14 protein-coding genes are annotated in these 16,970 nt (G+C 72.5%); 3 read left to right on the top strand and 11 right to left on the bottom strand.

Annotated elements, in window-relative coordinates; all coding sequences use genetic code 11:
- Window positions 1-25 precede the first annotated feature (25 nt).
- Entirely contained in the window at window positions 26-1,339 is a 1,314-nt protein-coding gene (locus QJ852_06650) for an HNH endonuclease (protein ID WGX98116.1), read from the bottom strand.
- Between the two features lie 296 nt (window positions 1,340-1,635).
- Here QJ852_06650 and QJ852_06645 point away from each other — a divergent pair, with 296 nt between their 5' ends.
- A complete protein-coding gene (locus QJ852_06645; protein ID WGX98115.1) occupies window positions 1,636-2,676 on the top strand; it encodes a hypothetical protein in 1,041 nt (346 codons plus the stop codon).
- Between the two features lie 18 nt (window positions 2,677-2,694).
- Here the strand turns inward: QJ852_06645 and QJ852_06640 are convergent, their stop codons facing one another.
- The 4 genes from QJ852_06640 to tdh form a co-directional block, all read right to left on the bottom strand.
- Window positions 2,695-3,759 carry a low specificity L-threonine aldolase gene (locus QJ852_06640; GenBank protein WGX98114.1) on the bottom strand — a complete coding sequence of 355 codons (1,065 nt, stop codon included), beginning with the start codon at window positions 3,757-3,759 and terminating at the stop codon, window positions 2,695-2,697.
- A 28-nt stretch (window positions 3,760-3,787) separates the two neighbouring features.
- Entirely contained in the window at window positions 3,788-5,161 is a 1,374-nt protein-coding gene (locus tag QJ852_06635; GenBank protein WGX98113.1) for a DUF6421 family protein, read from the bottom strand.
- Between the two features lie 64 nt (window positions 5,162-5,225).
- Window positions 5,226-6,407, bottom strand: coding sequence for a glycine C-acetyltransferase (locus tag QJ852_06630; protein ID WGX98112.1), 1,182 nt, complete (start codon window positions 6,405-6,407; stop codon window positions 5,226-5,228).
- On the bottom strand, window positions 6,407-7,450 hold the full coding sequence (gene tdh, locus QJ852_06625) for an L-threonine 3-dehydrogenase (GenBank protein ID WGX98111.1): 1,044 nt from the start codon (window positions 7,448-7,450) through the stop codon (window positions 6,407-6,409). The genes QJ852_06630 and tdh overlap by 1 nt, the downstream gene beginning before the upstream one ends.
- Before the next feature lie 89 nt (window positions 7,451-7,539).
- Between tdh and QJ852_06620 the strand changes: the two genes are divergently transcribed.
- Complete coding sequence (locus tag QJ852_06620; GenBank protein WGX98110.1) at window positions 7,540-8,478, top strand: LysR family transcriptional regulator; 939 nt, start codon at window positions 7,540-7,542, stop codon at window positions 8,476-8,478.
- A gap of 8 nt (window positions 8,479-8,486) precedes the next feature.
- Window positions 8,487-8,954 carry a nucleoside deaminase gene (locus tag QJ852_06615; GenBank protein ID WGX98109.1) on the top strand — a complete coding sequence of 156 codons (468 nt, stop codon included), beginning with the start codon at window positions 8,487-8,489 and terminating at the stop codon, window positions 8,952-8,954.
- A gap of 8 nt (window positions 8,955-8,962) precedes the next feature.
- Here the strand turns inward: QJ852_06615 and QJ852_06610 are convergent, their stop codons facing one another.
- From QJ852_06610 to QJ852_06585, 6 genes are all read right to left on the bottom strand, one after another.
- On the bottom strand, window positions 8,963-11,095 hold the full coding sequence (locus tag QJ852_06610; protein ID WGX98108.1) for a transglutaminase domain-containing protein: 2,133 nt from the start codon (window positions 11,093-11,095) through the stop codon (window positions 8,963-8,965).
- Window positions 11,095-11,754, bottom strand: a complete 660-nt coding sequence (locus QJ852_06605) for a hypothetical protein (GenBank protein WGX98107.1) — start codon at window positions 11,752-11,754, stop codon at window positions 11,095-11,097. Before QJ852_06605 ends, QJ852_06610 begins: the two co-directional genes overlap by 1 nt.
- 90 nt (window positions 11,755-11,844) lie before the next feature.
- A complete protein-coding gene (xdhC, locus tag QJ852_06600) occupies window positions 11,845-12,648 on the bottom strand; it encodes a xanthine dehydrogenase accessory protein XdhC (GenBank protein WGX99539.1) in 804 nt (267 codons plus the stop codon).
- Window positions 12,649-12,661: 13 nt separating this feature from the next.
- Window positions 12,662-14,908, bottom strand: a complete 2,247-nt coding sequence (gene xdhB, locus QJ852_06595) for a xanthine dehydrogenase molybdopterin binding subunit (protein ID WGX98106.1) — start codon at window positions 14,906-14,908, stop codon at window positions 12,662-12,664.
- Window positions 14,905-16,320, bottom strand: a complete 1,416-nt coding sequence (locus tag QJ852_06590; protein ID WGX98105.1) for an FAD binding domain-containing protein — start codon at window positions 16,318-16,320, stop codon at window positions 14,905-14,907. The genes xdhB and QJ852_06590 overlap by 4 nt, the downstream gene beginning before the upstream one ends.
- Before the next feature lie 33 nt (window positions 16,321-16,353).
- Window positions 16,354-16,944, bottom strand: a complete 591-nt coding sequence (locus QJ852_06585) for a TetR/AcrR family transcriptional regulator (GenBank protein ID WGX98104.1) — start codon at window positions 16,942-16,944, stop codon at window positions 16,354-16,356.
- Window positions 16,945-16,970: the final 26 nt, after the last annotated feature.

Genomic DNA, 16,970 nt, shown 5'->3' with positions numbered 1-16,970 from the left:
GTCGGGCGGGTGCGGGGCGGGGTGGCTACTCGTCGGGTGGCGAGGTGGTCTGGATGGTTCTGATGGGGTGGGTGCCGCGGTGGTCGACCCGGAACCGGTGCCCGTTGGGGCTGGTCCACACATAGGTCGCCGCCATCGGGATGTCGTAACGCCAGGTCGAGTGGGTCTTCGCACGATGGTGCCGCCGGCACAACGCGACCTCGTTGCACGGACACGTGGGACCACCCTCGCCATACGGACGGGCATGATCGACATCGCAGGCTTGGGCCGGTCTCGTGCAGTGCGGGAACCGACACGTCTGGTCCCGCAGCACCACCCGGGTGCGATGGCGGTCGGGGATCTCATAGGACCCGACGGGGACATGGTCGGCCAGGTCGATCACCGGACGCACGATGATGGTCGTGTTCTTGGACTGCAGCCATTCCCGGATCTGCGCGGAGGTGATCGGACAGCGGCCCTCCTCCCACCGGCCGACCGGGTTCGCGAACGGGTTCTGGCCGGTCAAAGTGGTGTCGGTGACGTGGACGTTGAGGACCACCTTGCGACCAGGGACCGTGTCCACGATCTCTCCGGTGTCGGGTTCGGGGATCAGCAGGTCGAGGGCGAGGTCCTGCCTCGCGAGCTCGGCGGCGGCCTTCGACCGCCGCACATCCAGAGAACTGTCATCACCGAGTCGGCCCAGGACCTCCGCGCGTCGGGCGACGGCGAGGTTCAGGTCGTGTCCGTCGGCGGCGTCGAGGAGGCCGTCGAGGTGGACCAGGCCGTGCTCGTCGGTGTCGCTGATGTCGAAGTGCCGACCATCAGCAGCGGCCTGCCGTTCGGTCTCCGCCTTCTCCGGGTCGAACCGCACGATCGCTTCGGCGACGAGGCGTTCGAGTTGGGCCCAGCCGACGCCGGAGGCATCCCAGAGCTGCCGGTCCACGAACGCCGCTGCCTCAGCCGAGAGGGGACGGGTGAGGTCGGCGATCCGTTCGGCCCGCCACGGCGCCAACCGGCCCGAGGTGACGGCGTTGTAGACGTGGGGGAGTCGCCAGGCGCACTCGATCACCCGCCCGACATACGCCCGACCACCGTCCGGGGAGCGTCCGAGGACCGCGACCAGCTCCATCAACCCGAACTCCGACACCAACGGTGCACCGGGCCCGGCGATCGGGACGCCGGTGTCGAGGTAGCCCTCGGTGATGGTCGCGACCCCCTCGGAACCAGCGATCACATGCTCACTGGCCCATTCGACGATGCCGGACCACTCACGGACCAGGGAGGCTTCCCGACCTTCGACCTCGGCGCGCAGCCCGGACAGCAGCGAGGCTGTCGAACGGGCGTCGGTGGCGAGATCCATGACTGGATTCTCCCACCTGCCCACGACACTTCAAAGTGTCGCAAACCCGCCTGTGGACAGGCGAAACCCGATCCCGGGGGTGTGGAGAATCAACGTCACGATCGGTGACAGAGGGTGTGTCCGCGAACCGCAGCCCGACCGCCGAACCCAGCCCCCTCCCCCACCTCCTCGTCGCCGCCCTTTCGGAACCCGACCGACTACGCAACCGCAGCTTTCGGACAACGTCGACAGCTTCACCCCACCGGCGGATCGACGTACGCCGACCGACGAGGGTGGCCTCGGCTAACGTGGCCGCCGTGCCCGGACTGCACCTGACCCGCACTGCCGAGAACGGCGACGAGATCGAGGCGCTCGCCGCCGCCCTGTCCTCCGACGGCGGCGGCCGGGTCGGGCTCGCTGCCATGGCCCCGGACCTGCCGCTCCGGCTGCGCCCGACCTTCGCGCCGCACCCCCGGCTGCTCGGCCTGAAGGTCAGCCGCGCCTGGACCTGGGAGGCGGCCGACCGCCGCGACCGGAACTGGTATCCGCAGGGAATCACGACCTCGGCGCAGACCGGCTTCCGCGAGCGGCACGGCCACGACGTGCTGGTGACCTCGTGGTACGCCCGCAACGCCGGCGGCTCCCGGATCAGCGTCGTCGACCTCGCCCGGCGCCGCTACGGCCATGTGCTGCTCGTGGTGCCGACGCTGGAGGGCGGCCGACCCGGCTTCCGGCCGCTGCGGGTGCACGCCGGTGGGATCGTGTGGCACGGCGACCTCCTCCATGTCGCGGCGACCGGTGCCGGGCTGCACAGCGCCCGTGTCGGCGACGTACTGCGAGTGCCTGCCGGATCGCCGTTCCGCACCTTCGGGCACCGCTACGTGCTCCCGATCCGGTTCAGCCAGCAGGGCGGGCACGACGAGGGCGTCGAGCGGCTGCGCTACTCCTTCCTCACCCTCGACCGCAGCCAGGAGCACCCCGCCCTGCTCGTCGGCGAGTACGGGTCCGCGGCCCAGACCCGCCGGATGGCGCGGTTCGCGATCGACCCGACCAGCGGTCTGCCGCGCAACGCCGCCGACGGCCGCTCGGTCCCCGAGGTCGACGACCGCGGCGTCCCGCGGACGCAGGGGGTGGCCGCGATCGACGGCACCTACTACCTCACCCGCTCCCGCAGCAAGCACCGTCTGGGATCGGCGTACGTCGGCCTGCCGGGCGCCTTCCGCGAGCACCGCTGGGCGACACCGCCAGGCCCCGAGGACCTGGTCTGGTGGCCCGAGACCGGCTGCCTGTGGTCGGTCAGCGAGCACCCGCACCGGCGCTGGATCTTCGCGATGCGGCGCCAGGACCTGCCGGGCTGAGCCCCGGGCCGAGCCGGGCTAGCGGCCCATCTCCTCGCGCAGCGCGGCGAGGAAGGCGTCGACGTCCTCCTCCGTGGTGTCGAACGCGCACATCCAGCGCACGTCACCGGCGGCCTCGTCCCAGAAGTAGAAGCGATGCCGCTTCATCAGCCGCCGGCTGACGTCGTGGGGCAGCCGGGCGAAGACGCCGTTGGCCTCGACGGGGTACAGGATCTCGACGCCGTCGATCTCGCGGACGCCGACGGCGAGCCGCTGCGCCATCGCGTTGGCGTGGTCGGCGAGTCGCAGCCACAGCCCGTCGGCCAGCAGCGCCTCGAACTGGACCGAGACGAAGCGCATCTTGCTGGCCAGCTGCATCGAGAGCTTGCGCAGGTGCTTGAGGTGGCTGACGCCGGCGGGGTCGAGGACCACGACGGCCTCGCCACCGAGGGCGCCGTTCTTGGTCGCCCCGAAGGAGAGCACGTCGACACCGGCGTCGGAGGTGAACTCCCGGACGGGTACGCCGAGCGCGGCGGCGGCGTTGGCCAGCCGGGCGCCGTCCATGTGCAGCCGCATGCCGAGCTCGTGGGTGTGCTCGGCGAGGGCGCGGACCTCGTCCGGGGTGTACCGGGTGCCGACCTCGGTGGACTGGGTGATCGAGACGACCTGCGGCATCGCGCGGTGCTCGTCCTCGAAGCCCCACGCGTGCTTGTCGACCAGTGCGGGGGTGAGCTTGCCGTCGGGCGTCGCGACGGTGTGCAGCTTGAGCCCGCCCATCCGCTCCGGGGCGCCGCCCTCGTCGACGTTGATGTGGGCGCCCTCGGCGCAGATCACGGCGCCCCAGCGGTCGGTGAGCGCCTGCAGGCCGATGACGTTGGCACCGGTGCCGTTGAAGACCGGATAGGCCTCGACGCCCGCGCCGAAGAGTCCGGCCATCAGGTCCTGGAGATGCTCGGTGTAGGCGTCCTCGCCGTACGACACCTGGTGGCCGCCGTTGGCGAGCGCGAGCGCCGCCATCACCTCGGGGTGGACGCCCGCGTAGTTGTCGCTGGCGAACTGGCGTGCGTCGGGGTCGTGCCGGCGCTGTGCTGCGGTGTCGGCCACGGGTGATGTGCTCCGTTCGGTCAATCGGTCAGGCTGCGGCACGGATGCCGCGGGTCTCCGCGATGACGTTCTTGAGCTTCTTCGCCAGCGCCTCGAAGAACATACTCAACGGAAACTCGTCGGGGAGCACATCGTCGACGAGCTCGCGGGGCTGCTTGGTGAGGTCGAGGGCCTCGGCGCCGCGTGCCCACTTCGAGGCGGGGTGCGGGGCGAGATAGCGGCTGACCAGGGCGTAGCCGGCCTGCCAGTGCACCAGCTTGGGCCGGTCGATCCCGTCGCGGTAGAGCTGCTCGATCTCGGTGCACAACGCACCGGTCGCCTCCCGAGCCAGCTGCCAGTCGATCCGCAGCGTGTTGTCGGTCCAGCGGATCGCGTCATCGCGGTGCAGGTACGCGAAGAGCAGCTGGCCGCCGAGGCCGTCGTAGTTGCGGCTGCGCTCGCCGGTGACCGGGAAGCGGAACATCCGGTCGAGCAGGATCGCGTGCTGGACGTCGATCGCCTGTGCGACGCCCTCGGACTGGAGCTCGACCGCGGCCTTGAAGGCGGTCAGGTCGCAGCGCAGCTCCTCGAGGCCGTACATCCAGAACGGCTGGCGCTGCTTGATCATGAACGGGTCGAAGGGCAGGTCGCCGTGACTGTGCGCGCGGTCATGGATCAGGTCCCAGAGCACGAACGCGTCCTGGCTGCGCAGCTGGTCGTCCATCAGGCCACGGACCTCGTCGGGCAGGTCGACACCGAGCAGCTCGACCGCGGCCCGGCTGACCCGGCGGAAGCGGGCGGCCTCGCGGTCACAGAAGATCGCGCCCCAGCTGAACCGCTCGGGCACCTCGCGCACCGCGACGGTCTCGGGGAAGAGCACGGCCGAGTTGGTGTCGTAGCCGCTGGTGAAGTCCTCGAACGTGATGCCGCAGAACAGCGGGTTGTCGTAGCGGGTCGCCTCGAGCTCGGCCAGCCAGTCGGGCCAGACCATCCGGAAGACGACGGCCTCCAGGTTGCGGTCGGGGTTGCCGTTCTGGGTGTACATCGGGAAGACCACGAGGTGCTGGCGGCCGTCGGTGCGCTCACGCGCCGGCTCGAACGCCAACAGCGAGTCCAGGAAGTCCGGTACGCCGAAGCCGGCGTCGGCCCAGCGGCGGAGGTCGGCGACCAGCGCGCGGTGGTAGTCGGTGTCGTGCGGCAGCAGCGGGGACAGCTCCTCGACGGCGGCCGCGATGGCGCTCACCGCGGCCGCGACGCTCGCACGCGGGGGCGCACCGGCCGCGTCCAGATCGACGGAGCCGTCGGCGCGCTGCCAGGTGCGGATCTCCTCGACGGCGGCCTTCAGGCTGCGCCAGGCCGGCTGCGCCACGACGGGGGCGCCGCGGGAGTCGTTGCGGTCTGCGAGAGAAAGAACGTCCGTCATGACTCCCATTAGACAGGAAATATTCCTGTCCATCCAACCCGTGATCGACAGTCCTGGCTCACCATCAGCCCCGGGCGGCCTGTCGTCCGGCGACGAACGCGGCCACACAGCGGCGCACCTGGTCCTCGGTGTGGGCGGCGGAGAGCTGGACCCGGATCCGCGCCTCCCCGCGCGGCACGACAGGGAAGCTGAACGCGGTGACGTAGACGCCGTGCTTCTGCATCTCGTCGGCGATCCGGGCGGTCAGCGCGGCATCGCCGAACATGACCGGCACGATCGGGTGCTCGCCGGGCAGCAGGTCGAAGCCCTCGGCCGCCATCAGCTCCCGGAACAGTCGGGCGTTGGCCCGCAGCCGCTCGCGCAGCTCGCCGGAGCCCTCGACCAGGTCGAGTGCCCGCAGCGTGCCGGCGACGATGGCCGGAGCGAGGGTGTTGGAGAACAGGTAGGGCCGCGAGCGCTGGCGCAGCAGCGCGACGATCTCGCGGTGCGAGGCGACGTACCCGCCGGACGCGCCGCCGAGCGCCTTGCCGAAGGTGCCGGTGTAGATGTCGACCCGGTCGGCCACGCCGCACAGCTCCGGGGTGCCGCGGCCGCCGGCGCCGATGAAGCCGACGGCGTGGGAGTCGTCGACGAACACCAGCGCGTCGTACCTCTCGGCGAGGTCGCAGATCTCCCGCAGCGGCGCGAGATAGCCGTCCATCGAGAAGACGCCGTCGGTGACGACGACCCGGAAGCGCGCGTCGGCGGCGGCCTTCAGCTGCTCCTCCAGGTCCGCCATGTCCCGGTTGGCGTAGCGCAGCCGGCGGGCCTTGGAGAGCCGGATGCCGTCGATGATCGAGGCGTGGTTGAGGGCGTCGGAGATGATCGCGTCCTCGGGCCCGAAGAGCGTCTCGAAGACACCGCCGTTGGCGTCGAAGCAGGACGAGTAGAGGATCGTGTCGTCGGTGCCGAGGAAGTCCGAGAGCCGCCGCTCGAGCTCGAGGTGCTGCTCCTGGGTGCCGCAGATGAAGCGCACGCTGGCCATCCCGTAGCCCCAGGTGTCGAGCGCCCCGCGGGCGGCGTCGAGCAGCCGCGGGTCGTCGGCGAGCCCGAGGTAGTTGTTGGCGCAGAAGTTGAGCACCTCCGCGCCGTCCGCCACGATCTCGGCCTTCTGCGGGCCGCGGATGCCGCGCTCGCGCTTGGTCAGCCCGGCCTGCTCGATCCCGTCGAGCTCCGCGGTGAGATGGTTCCTGAAGTTCTGATACATCACAGCTCCGTCCAGTCCAGCACGACCTTGCCGACCCCGGCGGACGCCGCGATCTCGAATCCCCGCTCCCAGTCGCGGGCGGGCAGCCGGTCGGAGATGACCGACCCGATCGCGTCGCGCAGGGTGCCACTCGTCTGCAGCATCGCGCCCATCGCGTTCCAGGTCTCGAACATCTCCCGGCCGTAGATCCCCTTGAGGGTCAGCATGTGGGTGACGACCTTGCCCCAGTCGACGGCGAACGGCGAGCTGGGCAGCCCGAGCATGGCGATCCGGCCACCGTGGTTCATGTTGTCGATCATCTGCGGCAGTGCGGACGGCGCACCACTCATCTCGAAGCCGATGTCGAAGCCCTCGCGCATGTGCAGCGTGCGCTGCACGTCGGCGACCGATCCGGTCGTCACGTCGACGACGGCGTCCGCACCCATCCGCCGGGCCAGCTCCAGCCGGGCCGGGCTGACGTCCGTGCCGACGACGTACCGGGCGCCGACGTGACGGGCGATCGCGATCGCCATCAGCCCGATCGGCCCGCATCCGGCGACGAGGACGTCCTCGCCGACGAGCGGGAAGGCGAGCGCGGTGTGGACGGCGTTGCCGAGGGGGTCGAAGATCGCGCCGAGCTCGGGCTCGACGTCGGGATGGTGGACCCAGACGTTGCTGGCCGGGAGGCTGAGGTACTCCGCGAAGGCCCCGTCGCGCTGCACACCGAGCCCGATGGTGCGGATGCACATCTGACGACGGCCCGCGCGGCAGTTGCGGCAGGTGCCGCACACGATATGCCCCTCCCCGGAGACACGGTCGCCGACCGCGACATCGGTGACGAGCGGGCCGACCTCGACCACCTCGCCGTAGAACTCGTGCCCCGGGGTCAGCGGCGTCCGCACCGCTCCGGCCGCCCAGTCGTCCCAGCGCAGGATGTGCAGGTCGGTGCCGCAGATGCCCGTGCGCAGCACGCGGATGACCGCGTCCGCCGGTCCGCACACCGGATCCGGGCGCTCGACGAGCGCCAGCCCGGGACCGGCCTCGGCCTTGAAGAGCGCCTTCATGGCTCCATTGCAGCGCCCGCCGACCGTACAGAGCAACGGCCACTTCCTGCAGCGTCGGTTAAGTGATCACTTCACCGTAGTCTGGCCGGGTGGAGGTCCATCAGCTCACCATCCTGCGCGAGCTCGGCGCCCTCGGCAGCGTCACCGCGGTCGCCGAGGCGCTGCACGTCTCGCCGTCCGCGGTCTCGCAGCACCTGGCCGCGCTGCAGCGGCAGTTCGCGACGCCGCTGACCCGACGCGACGGACGGGTGCTCACCCTCACCGACGCCGGCCGGGTCCTGGCCCGCGCGGGTGCCGGTGTCATCGACGCGATGGCGGCGGCGCGCACGGCGGTCGAGGAGTTCGAGGACTCGCCGGGCGGCACGGTCACGCTGAGCAGCTTCCACAGTGCCGGGCAGGCGCTGTTCGGACCGTTGCTGCGGGAGCTCGGTGCCGGCCCCGGCCGGCCCGGCTCCCCCGACCTCCGGCTGACCGACGAGGACGTCGCCCAGCGCGACTTCCCGGCCCTCGCCGCCCAGTACGACCTCGTCCTCGCCCACCGGATGGAGCACAGTCCGCCCTGGCCCACCGACGACCTGCACGTCGTCACCCTGGCCCGCGAGCCCCTCGACGTCGCCCTCCCGGCCGGCCACCCGCTCGCCTCGCGCGAGCGGCTCCGTCCGCGCGACGTGGTCGGCGAGCGCTGGGTGACGAGCCGGGTCGGCTACTCCCCCGACGACGTCCTCACCGCCGTCGCCGCCCTCACCCGGCGCAGCGCCGACGTCGTCCACCGGGTCAACGACTACGGTGCCGTCGCCGCCCTGGTCGCCGCCGGCTCCGGCATCGGCCTGCTGCCCCGCTACACCTCCCCCCACCCGTACGACGACGTCGTCCTCCGCCCGCTGCACGGGCTCAGCACCAGCCGCACCATCGACGTACTCGCGCGGCCGGAGACCCTGCGCCGCCGCTCCGCGCAGCACGTCGTCCAGGCGCTGCGCCGGGTCATGGATCGGCTCGTTGCCTCGCAGGGAAGCGCCGCACGCGGTTGAATGGCGTCATGAGCGAGCATGCCTGGCTGGTGCGCGCCGTCGACCTGGCGACGAGCAGCGTCGCCGAGGGCGGCGGTCCGTTCGGCGCCGTCGTCGTCCGTGACGGGGCCGTGGTCGCCGAGGGCCAGAACCGCGTCACCCGCGACCTCGACCCGACCGCCCACGCGGAGGTGGTCGCGATCCGCGCGGCGTGTACCGCGCTGGCCTCCTTCGAGCTGCGTGGGTGCACGCTCTACACGTCGTGCGAGCCCTGCCCACTGTGTGTCTCGGCCTCGCTGTGGGCGCGTCTCGACCGGGTCGTCTACGCCGCCGACCGCGACGACGCCGCCCGAGGCGGCTTCGACGACCGCGCGTTCTACGAGCTCTTCGACCGACCCCGCACCGCGTGGGCCATGCCCGTGACGCAGGTGGTGACCGCCGAGGCCGCCGCGCCCTTCGACGCCTGGCTGGCGAACGCCGCCCGCACCGCCTACTGATCCGCGGGTCACCGGGTGGCGTACTGGCTGAGGTAGGCGTCGGCCATCCAGGTGTCCCGCTCGGTGCGCAGGGCGCTGCCGGTGAACTCCCCGTCGCGGATCATCAGGTACCGGGTGCCCGACGAGGCGGCCCACGGCCCGCCGGGGTCGTTCCAGGTCACGTCCACCGCGCGCCAGCTGTCGCCGATCTTGACCTTGTTCCACGCGTGACCGCCGCCGTCGGCCAGCTCCCCGGAGATGACGACCGACTCCAGGCCGGCCTCCTCCGCGACCGCGTGGAAGGCGTAGGCGTAGCTCATGCACACCCCCAGGGCGTTCACGAGGATGCCGTCGGTCTCCCACGCGTAGCGATAGTCGGCCGGGATGTCGGAGCGGTACTTCCCGGAGGCGGCGATCGCCGCGTCGTCGTAGTCGGCATGGTCGACCAGATACCGGTTGATGGCGCTGACCTTCTCGGAGACGCTCATCCCTGCCGAGATCTGGCTGTCCACGACCGCCTCGGCAGCGTCCGCGATCTTCGCCTGCCGGGCCTGCTTCTCGGCCGGCGGGTACGCCGCCTCGACGTGGATCACACTGCCGTCGAAGGAGAACTGGTCGAAGTAGGCCATCGCGTACGGGTTCTGGTAGACGGCCTCCTGGAGCGCGTCGTCGTAGGCGGGGATCCCCGGCTGGTCGAGGAACTCGGAGATGTCGATGGCCGTCGAGCCGGCGATCAGCTGGCCGGCGATGAACCGGGTGAGCTCGTTGCTGCCGAAGACCGGGTAGTCGGGCGGCGGCAGCTCCGGGCTGGGCTGCTGCGGCAGGTCGGTGCGGATCACGATGCCCGTCTCGCGCAAGCCGGCAGGCGGATAGTCGCGCTGCGCCCGCTCGTTGAACGTCGCGACCGCGGCGTCGATGTCGTCGACCGCCGCGGCGGGGATGAGGACCGGGTCCACCAGCCGGGTCCCCTGGCCCCGCAGCGGCACCACCCAGTCGGGTCCCTGGCGGCGCACCTCGGCCCGGTCGACGAAGGCACCGGTCGCCCGGGTCGAGCCCTCGATCGAGACGTACAGGAACCGGCTCGGCAGTGCCTCCAGGCCGCGACCGGCGATGTCCGCGCCGGCGTCCCACTTCCGGTCGGACCGGACGGGGAGCGCCTCCAGACCGCCGAAGTCGATCGGCGTCATCACCGACGCCTTCCGGTCCACGACGGCGATGACGCCGAGCCGGGCGTCGACCTTCTCGGCGACCAGCTGCGGCAGCCCGAGCATCGTCGACGCGTCGACGGTGGTCAGCTTCAGGAGGTCGTTCTGCGTGCAGGAGTGGTGGCACTTCTTCGTCACGGCCGAGGACCAGTTCGTGTCCGTCGTGCGCCCGACCACCTGGACCGTGTCGTTCAGGCTGCTGTCCTTGTGCTGCTGCAGGACGACGAGGTACTCCGTCGCGTCCGGGACCCGCGACCACTGCAGGAAGGCGTCCCCCTGGGGCGTCACCGACGACGTGATCTGCGCCGGGGCCGGCGTCTCGGCGGTGAAGTCGACCTGGGTCACGAGCGGCCGGACCCGCTTGCTGCCGTCCGGCTCGAGGTACTGCACGACGTACACGTGGGGGTTGAGGTTCCAGTACGTGCCGAGATCGGCGAGCGTGCCCTTCGCCCGGCCGTCGCGCCGCGTGATGTGCGACCGCTTGAGACCCAGCGGCGTGATCGCCAGGCGCGGGTCCGTGGTGGAGGAGGTCGGGTCCGGCAGGATGAGGATCGGCACCGGCCGGGTCAGCGCCTGGTCGGCGTACACCTCGATCTTGCCGGGGTCTCCCTGCCACGGATCCACGGCGTCCGCGTCGTAGGTCGCGGGGATGATCAGGTCGTCGTCGACACCGACGCCGCTGATCGGAGCGGTGTAGTCGTAGCCCGGGACCGCCTCCTCGGCCTGAGCGGTGGTCGGCAGCTCCGCACGCTCCCCCTCCAGAAGCCGCTCACGCAGCGCCTCCGACCTGCTCGGTCGGTCCTTCGATGGGTCGTCCTCGTCCAGCGCCAGGACCACGGTGACGCCGACGACGAGCACCAGGACCAGGGCGAGGGAGCCGAGCACCGCCAACCAGGGGAATCCACGCCGCCCGGGAGGTGCCGGCGGGTGCGGCGGGTACGGATGCTGCCCCGCCATCAGTCCTCGTCCATCCAGCTCGGGTGCTCCAGCGTCGGAGCGGTGACCCGCGGGACGGGCGCGTCGTCCTCACGCCGGGGCAGCACGTCCGCGCAGGCCTCGATGACGGCGCCCTGCGCGCGGGGGATCTCGCCCTGCTGCGCCGTGAGCTCGGCGGGCAACGTCGTCTCCGGCCTCTCCCCGCGACCCAGGGCGTCCATCATGGACTGCTTCCACTCACCGATCGCCCGGTAGTACGACACCACGACCGAGGCCTCCGCCGAGACCAGCTCCTCGATCTCGTCGTCGCGGATATCGGCGAGCGCCGCGTCGTACATCTCCTGCAGCTTCTCCGGGTCGAACTCGGTCGCCGCCCAGATCTCGCTGCTCCACACCACCTCGGCGTAGGTCTCGCACGACGCCTGCCGGTCGCCACCGCCCGCCTTGTCGTCCGAGTCCGCGGAGTCGCCACCACGGACCACGAGGGCGACGACGCCGATCACGGCCAGCACCAGCACCAGGCCCGCTGCCAGCCAGACGAGCGTGCGCCCCGTCCCCGATCCCCTCGGCGGGGGTCCCGCCGGCGGCGTCCAACCCTGCTGGTACGGCGGCTGACCGGGCGGGGGCGGCGGGTAGCCGCCCTGGCCGAACGGGGGCGTACCGGGAGGGGGTTGGTTCATCGGGGCGGGTCCTCATCTGCGCCGGGGCGCACTCACAGGCGGTGGAGCCAGACCAACTGGCCCGTGAACCCTTACCACGAAGCGGCAGGTTCACACCTGGTGTGACGAGCGGCGCACGAGCGCGACGGCCACCGCCAGCGCGATCGCGGCGGGCTCCTTGCCGGCGAGGCCGGGCGCCCCGATCGGCGTACGGACCCGCGCGATCGCATCCTGGTCATGGCCGAGCTCGGCGAGCCGGGTGCGGAAGCGTGCCCACTTGGCGCTGGAGCCGATCAGCCCGATCGACGCCGGCGCGTCGGAGCGGAGCAGCGCGTCGAGCAGGGCCAGGTCCTCGGCGTGGTCGTGGGTGAGGACGAGGACGTCGGTGCCGACGGGCAGGTCGGCGACCACGAGCTCGGGCAGGACCGGCACCCGGTGCGCCCGGACGTCGGCCGGGCCGGTCAGCAGCGGCGCGAGCCGGGCCTCGGCGAGCTGATCGGCCCGGGAGTCGACGAGGTGGAGCTCGAGATCGTGGCGGCTGAGCAGCAGGGCCAGCTCGAAGCCGACATGCCCCATGCCGAAGATCGCGACCGAGCGCCGGACCGGCACCGGCTCGTAGAGGAGCATCACCCGACCGCCGCAGCACTGCACGCCGTGCTCACCGGGCGCCCGGTCGGACAGATCGTGGCGCTCGGTCGCGGGTGCGGCGTCGGGGTCGTCGAGGAGCACCCGCGCCCGGCGGACGGCGGTCTCCTCGAGGTTGCCGCCGCCGATCGAGCCCCAGGTCTCCCGCGGGGCGACGACCAGCTTGGCGCCGGCCGCGCGCGGGGCGTGGCCGTGCACCTCGACGACGGTGACGAGCACCGCCGGCGTCCGCGTCGCGCGGAGGTGCTGGAGCGCACGCAGCCAGTCCATGCTCACCTGGTGCTCACCTCCGCACGCTCTCGATGGCCCACCAGACCGCCTCCGGGGTGGCCGGCGAGGCCAGCTCGACGGGTGTGCTGGGTGCGCCTGTCGGGACCTCGAAGGCGGCGACCGCGTCGCGCAGTGCCTCACGCACCGAGAACGCCAGCATCAGCGGCGGCTCGCCGACCGCCTTGGAGCCGTAGACGACGCCGTCCTCGGTGGCCCGTTCCAACAGCGCGACGCGCAGGTCGGCGGGCAGCTCCGACAGGCTCGGCAGCTTGTACGTCGACGCGGACTGCGTCGCGAGGCGCCCGCGGCCGGGCCCGTCCGAGCTGTCCCAGCGCAGGTCCTCGAGGGTCAGCCAGCCGACGCCCTGGAGGAAGCCGCCCTCGACCTGGCCGAGGTCGACGAGCGGGGAGAGGCTGTCACCGACGTCGTGGACGATGTCGACCCGGCGCACGGCGTAGGCACCGGTGAAGCCGTCGACCTCGACCTCGGCGGCCGCGACGCCGTAGGCGAAGTACTTGAACGGGTGCCCGGTCATCGTCGTCGCATCCCAGGACAGGCCCTCGGTGCGGTAGAAGCCGGCGGCCCAGAGCTGGATTCGGTCGAGGTACGCCGTGCGCACGATGTCCTCCCACGCGGCCTGCGACCCGAGGCGCTCACGCACGGGAACGAGCCGCGCGAGGATCTGGTCGCACGCGTCCTTGACCGCGGCGCCGTTGAGGTCGGCGCCGGAGCTCGCGGCCGTGGCGGAGGTGTTGGGCACCTTGTCCGTGCGGGTCGGGGCGAGCCGCACTCGCTCGATCGGCAGGTCGAGCGCGGTGGCGGCGACCTGGAGCATCTTGGTGTGCAGGCCCTGGCCCATCTCGGTGCCGCCGTGGTTGATGAGCACCGAGCCGTCCTTGTAGACGTGCACGAGCGCGCCGGCCTGATTGAAGGAGGTGAAGTTGAAGGAGATGCCGAACTTCACCGGCGTGATCGCCAGACCCCGCTTGGCATGGGGGGAGCCGGCATTGTGGCGGTCGATCTCCTTGCGCCGAACGGCGAACTCGCCGGTGTCGAGCACCTGCTGCCAGGCGCGGTCGAGGCGCGCGGCGTGCCGCACCGGCTGGCCGTACGGCGTCGCCTGGCCCTCGACGTAGAAGTTGCGGCGCCGCAGCTCCTCGGGCGCCAGCCCGAGCGCGGACGCGCAGCGGCCGAGGACGTCCTCGATGACGAGCATCCCCTGCGGGCCGCCGAAGCCGCGGAACGCGGTCTGGGAGGTGGTGTGGGTGCGGGCGATCCGGCCGCAGACCCGGACGTGCGGGATCCAGTACGCGTTGTCGATATGGCACAGGGCCCGCGAGAGCACCGGCTCGGAGAGGTCGAGGCTCCAGCCGCCGTCGGAGGTGAGGGTCGCGTCGAGCGCCTGCAGCCCGCCGCCGTCGTCGAAGCCGACCCGCCAGCTGGCGTGGAAGCCGTGCCGCTTCCCGCTCATCGTCAGGTCCTGCTGCCGGGTGAGCCGGACCCGGACCGGACGGCCGGTCAGGGTGGCGCCGAGGGCCGCCACGGCGGCGTACCCGTGGGGCTGCATCTCCTTGCCGCCGAACCCGCCGCCCATCCGCAGGCACTGCACCGTCACCTGGTGGCTGGCCAGGCCCAGCACGTGGGCGACGACCTCCTGGGTCTCGGTCGGGTGCTGGGTGCTCGACGACACGCTCACCTGGCCGTCGTCGTCGACCTGCGCGAAGGACGCGTGGGTCTCGAGATAGAAGTGCTCCTGCCCGGCGAGCTCGGTGACGCCCTCGAACACCCGCGTGCTGGCGGCGAATCCGGCCTCGATGTCGCCACGCTCCATCGTCGGTCGCGCGCCCTGGAAGGAGGCCGCGGCGATCGCGTCCGCGATGGTGACCAGCGACGGCAGGGGGTCGTACGCCACCGCGACGGCCGCCGCGCCCAGCCGGGCGGCCTCCAGCGTCTCGCCCAGCACCCAGGCCACCGCCTGGCCGTGGAACATCACCTCGTCGGGGAACAGTGGCTCGTCGTGCTTGGTGCCGGAGTCGTTGGTGCCGGGGACGTCGGCGGCGGTCAGGACCCGCACCACGCCGGGGACCGCGTAGGCCGGCGCGGGGTCGAGCCGCGTGATCCGGGCGTGCGCGTGCGGCGCCTGGACGGGGTGGGCGTGCAGCAGGCCGGTCGCCTGCAGCGCGAGGTCGTCGGTGTAGAGCGCCCGGCCGGTGACGTGCAGTGCCGCCGCCTCGTGGGGCCGGGCCTCGCCGACGCTCATGACGCCTTCCCTCCCGGCTGCTCGGCGAGCAGCCGCGGGAGCGCCTGCCCGAGCATCGCCGCACGGTACGCGGCACTCGCCCGGTGGTCGTCGAGCGGCGTGCCCGCGGCGGCCAGCGCGGCCGCGGCCGGGCCGATGCCCGCAGCCGTCCAGGCACGGCCGACGAGGGCCTGCTCCGCGGCCGTCGCGCGGATCGGCGTGGCCGCCACGCCCCCGAGCCCGATGGCCGCGCCGCGGACGACGCCGTCGACGACGTCGAGCGCGAAGGCGACCGCCACCGAGGAGATGTCGTCGAAGCGGCGCTTGGCGATCTTGTGGAACGCGGTGGTGGTGGCGAGCGGCAGCGGCACCCGGATCCGGGCGATCAGCTCGCCGGGCTCGCGGACGGAGCGGCGGTAGCCGGTGAAGAACGAGGTGAGCGGGACGGTCCGCTCACCGGCCGGGCCGACGAGCACCAGCTCGGCGTCGAGGGCGAGCAGCGCGGGCGGCAGGTCGCCGATCGGGGAGCCGGTGCCGAGGTTGCCGCCGAAGGTCGCGCCGTTGCGGATCAACCGCGACGCGAACTGCGGGAAGACCGCGTCCAGCAAGGGGATCCGTCCCGCCAGCCGCCGCTCGACCTCGCTGAGCGTCAGGGCCGCGCCGATCTCGACAGCATCGTCGCCGACGCTCAGGTCGCGCAACTCGTCGAGCCGGTCGACGGCCACGAGGAGAGCGGGCCGGGCACCACGCAGGTTGGCCTCGACGCCGAGGTCGGTCGACCCGGCGATGGCGACCGCGCCCGGCTCGCCGAGCAGGGCCAGCGCCTCGGCGAGGCTCGCCGGCCGCACCCAGCCGGGCAGCGTGTGGGGTGGCGCGGGCGGCGGCGGGGCCGTCGTACGGACGGCGAGGGGGTCGCCGGCGGCCGGGGCGCCGAGGGCCTCGGCCGCCTCGACGATCGGCCGGTAGCCGGTGCAGCGGCACAGGTTGCCCGACAGCGCGTGGGGGTCGAAGGTCTCGCGATCCGGGCGGTAGAACTCGGCGGCCATGCTGCACACGAAGCCGGGCGTGCAGTAGCCGCACTGCGATCCACCGTGGACGGCCAGCGCGTGCTGCACTGGGTGCAGCGCGGCGGGGGTGCCCAGGCCCTCCGCGGTGACGACCTCCTGGCCGGCCAGCGCGGCGGCGGGCAGCAGGCAGGCGTTGATCGCGGTCCACGCGGTGGGGACGCCGGATGCGGGGTCCGGTGCCGGCCGGGCGAGCAGGACGGCGCACGCACCGCACTCCCCCTCGGCACAGCCCTCCTTGGCGCCGGTGAGGCCGAGCCCGCGCAGCCAGTCGAGCGCGGTGAGCGGCGGCTGGGCGTCGACGAGCGCCCGGGCGGCTCCGTTGACCGTGACGGCGGCGCCCGGCCCGACGGCCGGCTCCGTACTCATCGCGACCAGCCTAGAGGAGTTCGGGCCGTCCGCTCAGCCGATCACCGCCAGGGCGAGCGCACGCGCCCGGTCGAGCGCGGTGTCGTCGCCGAAGAGCTGGCGCCGGGTGTCCGCGGCGGTGAGATAGGCGTCGATCCGGAAGGCGTCGTCGACGGGATCGGCGGCACCCGCCGTCGTCAGCTCGGTCTCCAGCAGGTCGAGCCACTCGCGCTTGAGCCGGCGCACGGCGTCGGCGACCGGGCCCCCGCGGTGACCGAACTCGACGGCGGTCGCGGTGACGAAGCAGCCGCCCGGGAAGACTCCCGCCCGCTGGTAGTCGACCCAGGAGTCGAGCAGGGCCCGCAGCCGCGCCCGCCCGGGCTCGGCGCCCCAGGCGGGCTCGATCACCGTCGCGGCGTACACGCGGCGAGCCTCGGCGACCGCCGCGACCTGGATCGCCTCGCGGGTACCGAAGACCGTGAGGATGCCGCTCTTGCTGAGCCCCGTGGCGGTCGCCAGCCCCCCGACCGAGATCGAGTCGAGTCCGTGGGTGGTGGCGAGATCCGCCGCGTGCCGCGCCGCGCGCCGCCGGGTCGCGTCGCCACGCGCCCGGCGCCCATCCACCGGAGCCGCCTCTCCTGCCATGGCCGACAGTTTATACGACCGACTGG

It is taken from the genome of Nocardioides sp. L-11A (assembly GCA_029961745.1).
Taxonomy (GTDB): Bacteria; Actinomycetota; Actinomycetes; order Propionibacteriales; family Nocardioidaceae; genus Nocardioides.
The sequence above is the reverse complement of the archived record's forward strand: the minus strand, read 5'-3'. Positions and strand labels throughout refer to the sequence as shown.

What these genes read in the sequence shown, in the direction of transcription:
- QJ852_06650 (WGX98116.1), bottom strand. Translation starts at nt 1,339, where the DNA reads ATGGATCTCGCCACCGACGCCCGTTCGACAGCCTCGCTGCTGTCCGGG.
- QJ852_06635 (WGX98113.1), bottom strand. Translation starts at nt 5,161, where the DNA reads ATGACGGACGTTCTTTCTCTCGCAGACCGCAACGACTCCCGCGGCGCC.
- QJ852_06630 (WGX98112.1), bottom strand. Translation starts at nt 6,407, where the DNA reads ATGTATCAGAACTTCAGGAACCATCTCACCGCGGAGCTCGACGGGATC.
- tdh (WGX98111.1), bottom strand. Translation starts at nt 7,450, where the DNA reads ATGAAGGCGCTCTTCAAGGCCGAGGCCGGTCCCGGGCTGGCGCTCGTC.
- QJ852_06615 (WGX98109.1), top strand. Translation starts at nt 8,487, where the DNA reads ATGAGCGAGCATGCCTGGCTGGTGCGCGCCGTCGACCTGGCGACGAGC.
- QJ852_06610 (WGX98108.1), bottom strand. Translation starts at nt 11,095, where the DNA reads ATGGCGGGGCAGCATCCGTACCCGCCGCACCCGCCGGCACCTCCCGGG.
- QJ852_06605 (WGX98107.1), bottom strand. Translation starts at nt 11,754, where the DNA reads ATGAACCAACCCCCTCCCGGTACGCCCCCGTTCGGCCAGGGCGGCTAC.
- xdhC (WGX99539.1), bottom strand. Translation starts at nt 12,648, where the DNA reads ATGGACTGGCTGCGTGCGCTCCAGCACCTCCGCGCGACGCGGACGCCG.
- xdhB (WGX98106.1), bottom strand. Translation starts at nt 14,908, where the DNA reads ATGAGCGTCGGCGAGGCCCGGCCCCACGAGGCGGCGGCACTGCACGTC.
- QJ852_06590 (WGX98105.1), bottom strand. Translation starts at nt 16,320, where the DNA reads ATGAGTACGGAGCCGGCCGTCGGGCCGGGCGCCGCCGTCACGGTCAAC.
- QJ852_06585 (WGX98104.1), bottom strand. Translation starts at nt 16,944, where the DNA reads ATGGCAGGAGAGGCGGCTCCGGTGGATGGGCGCCGGGCGCGTGGCGAC.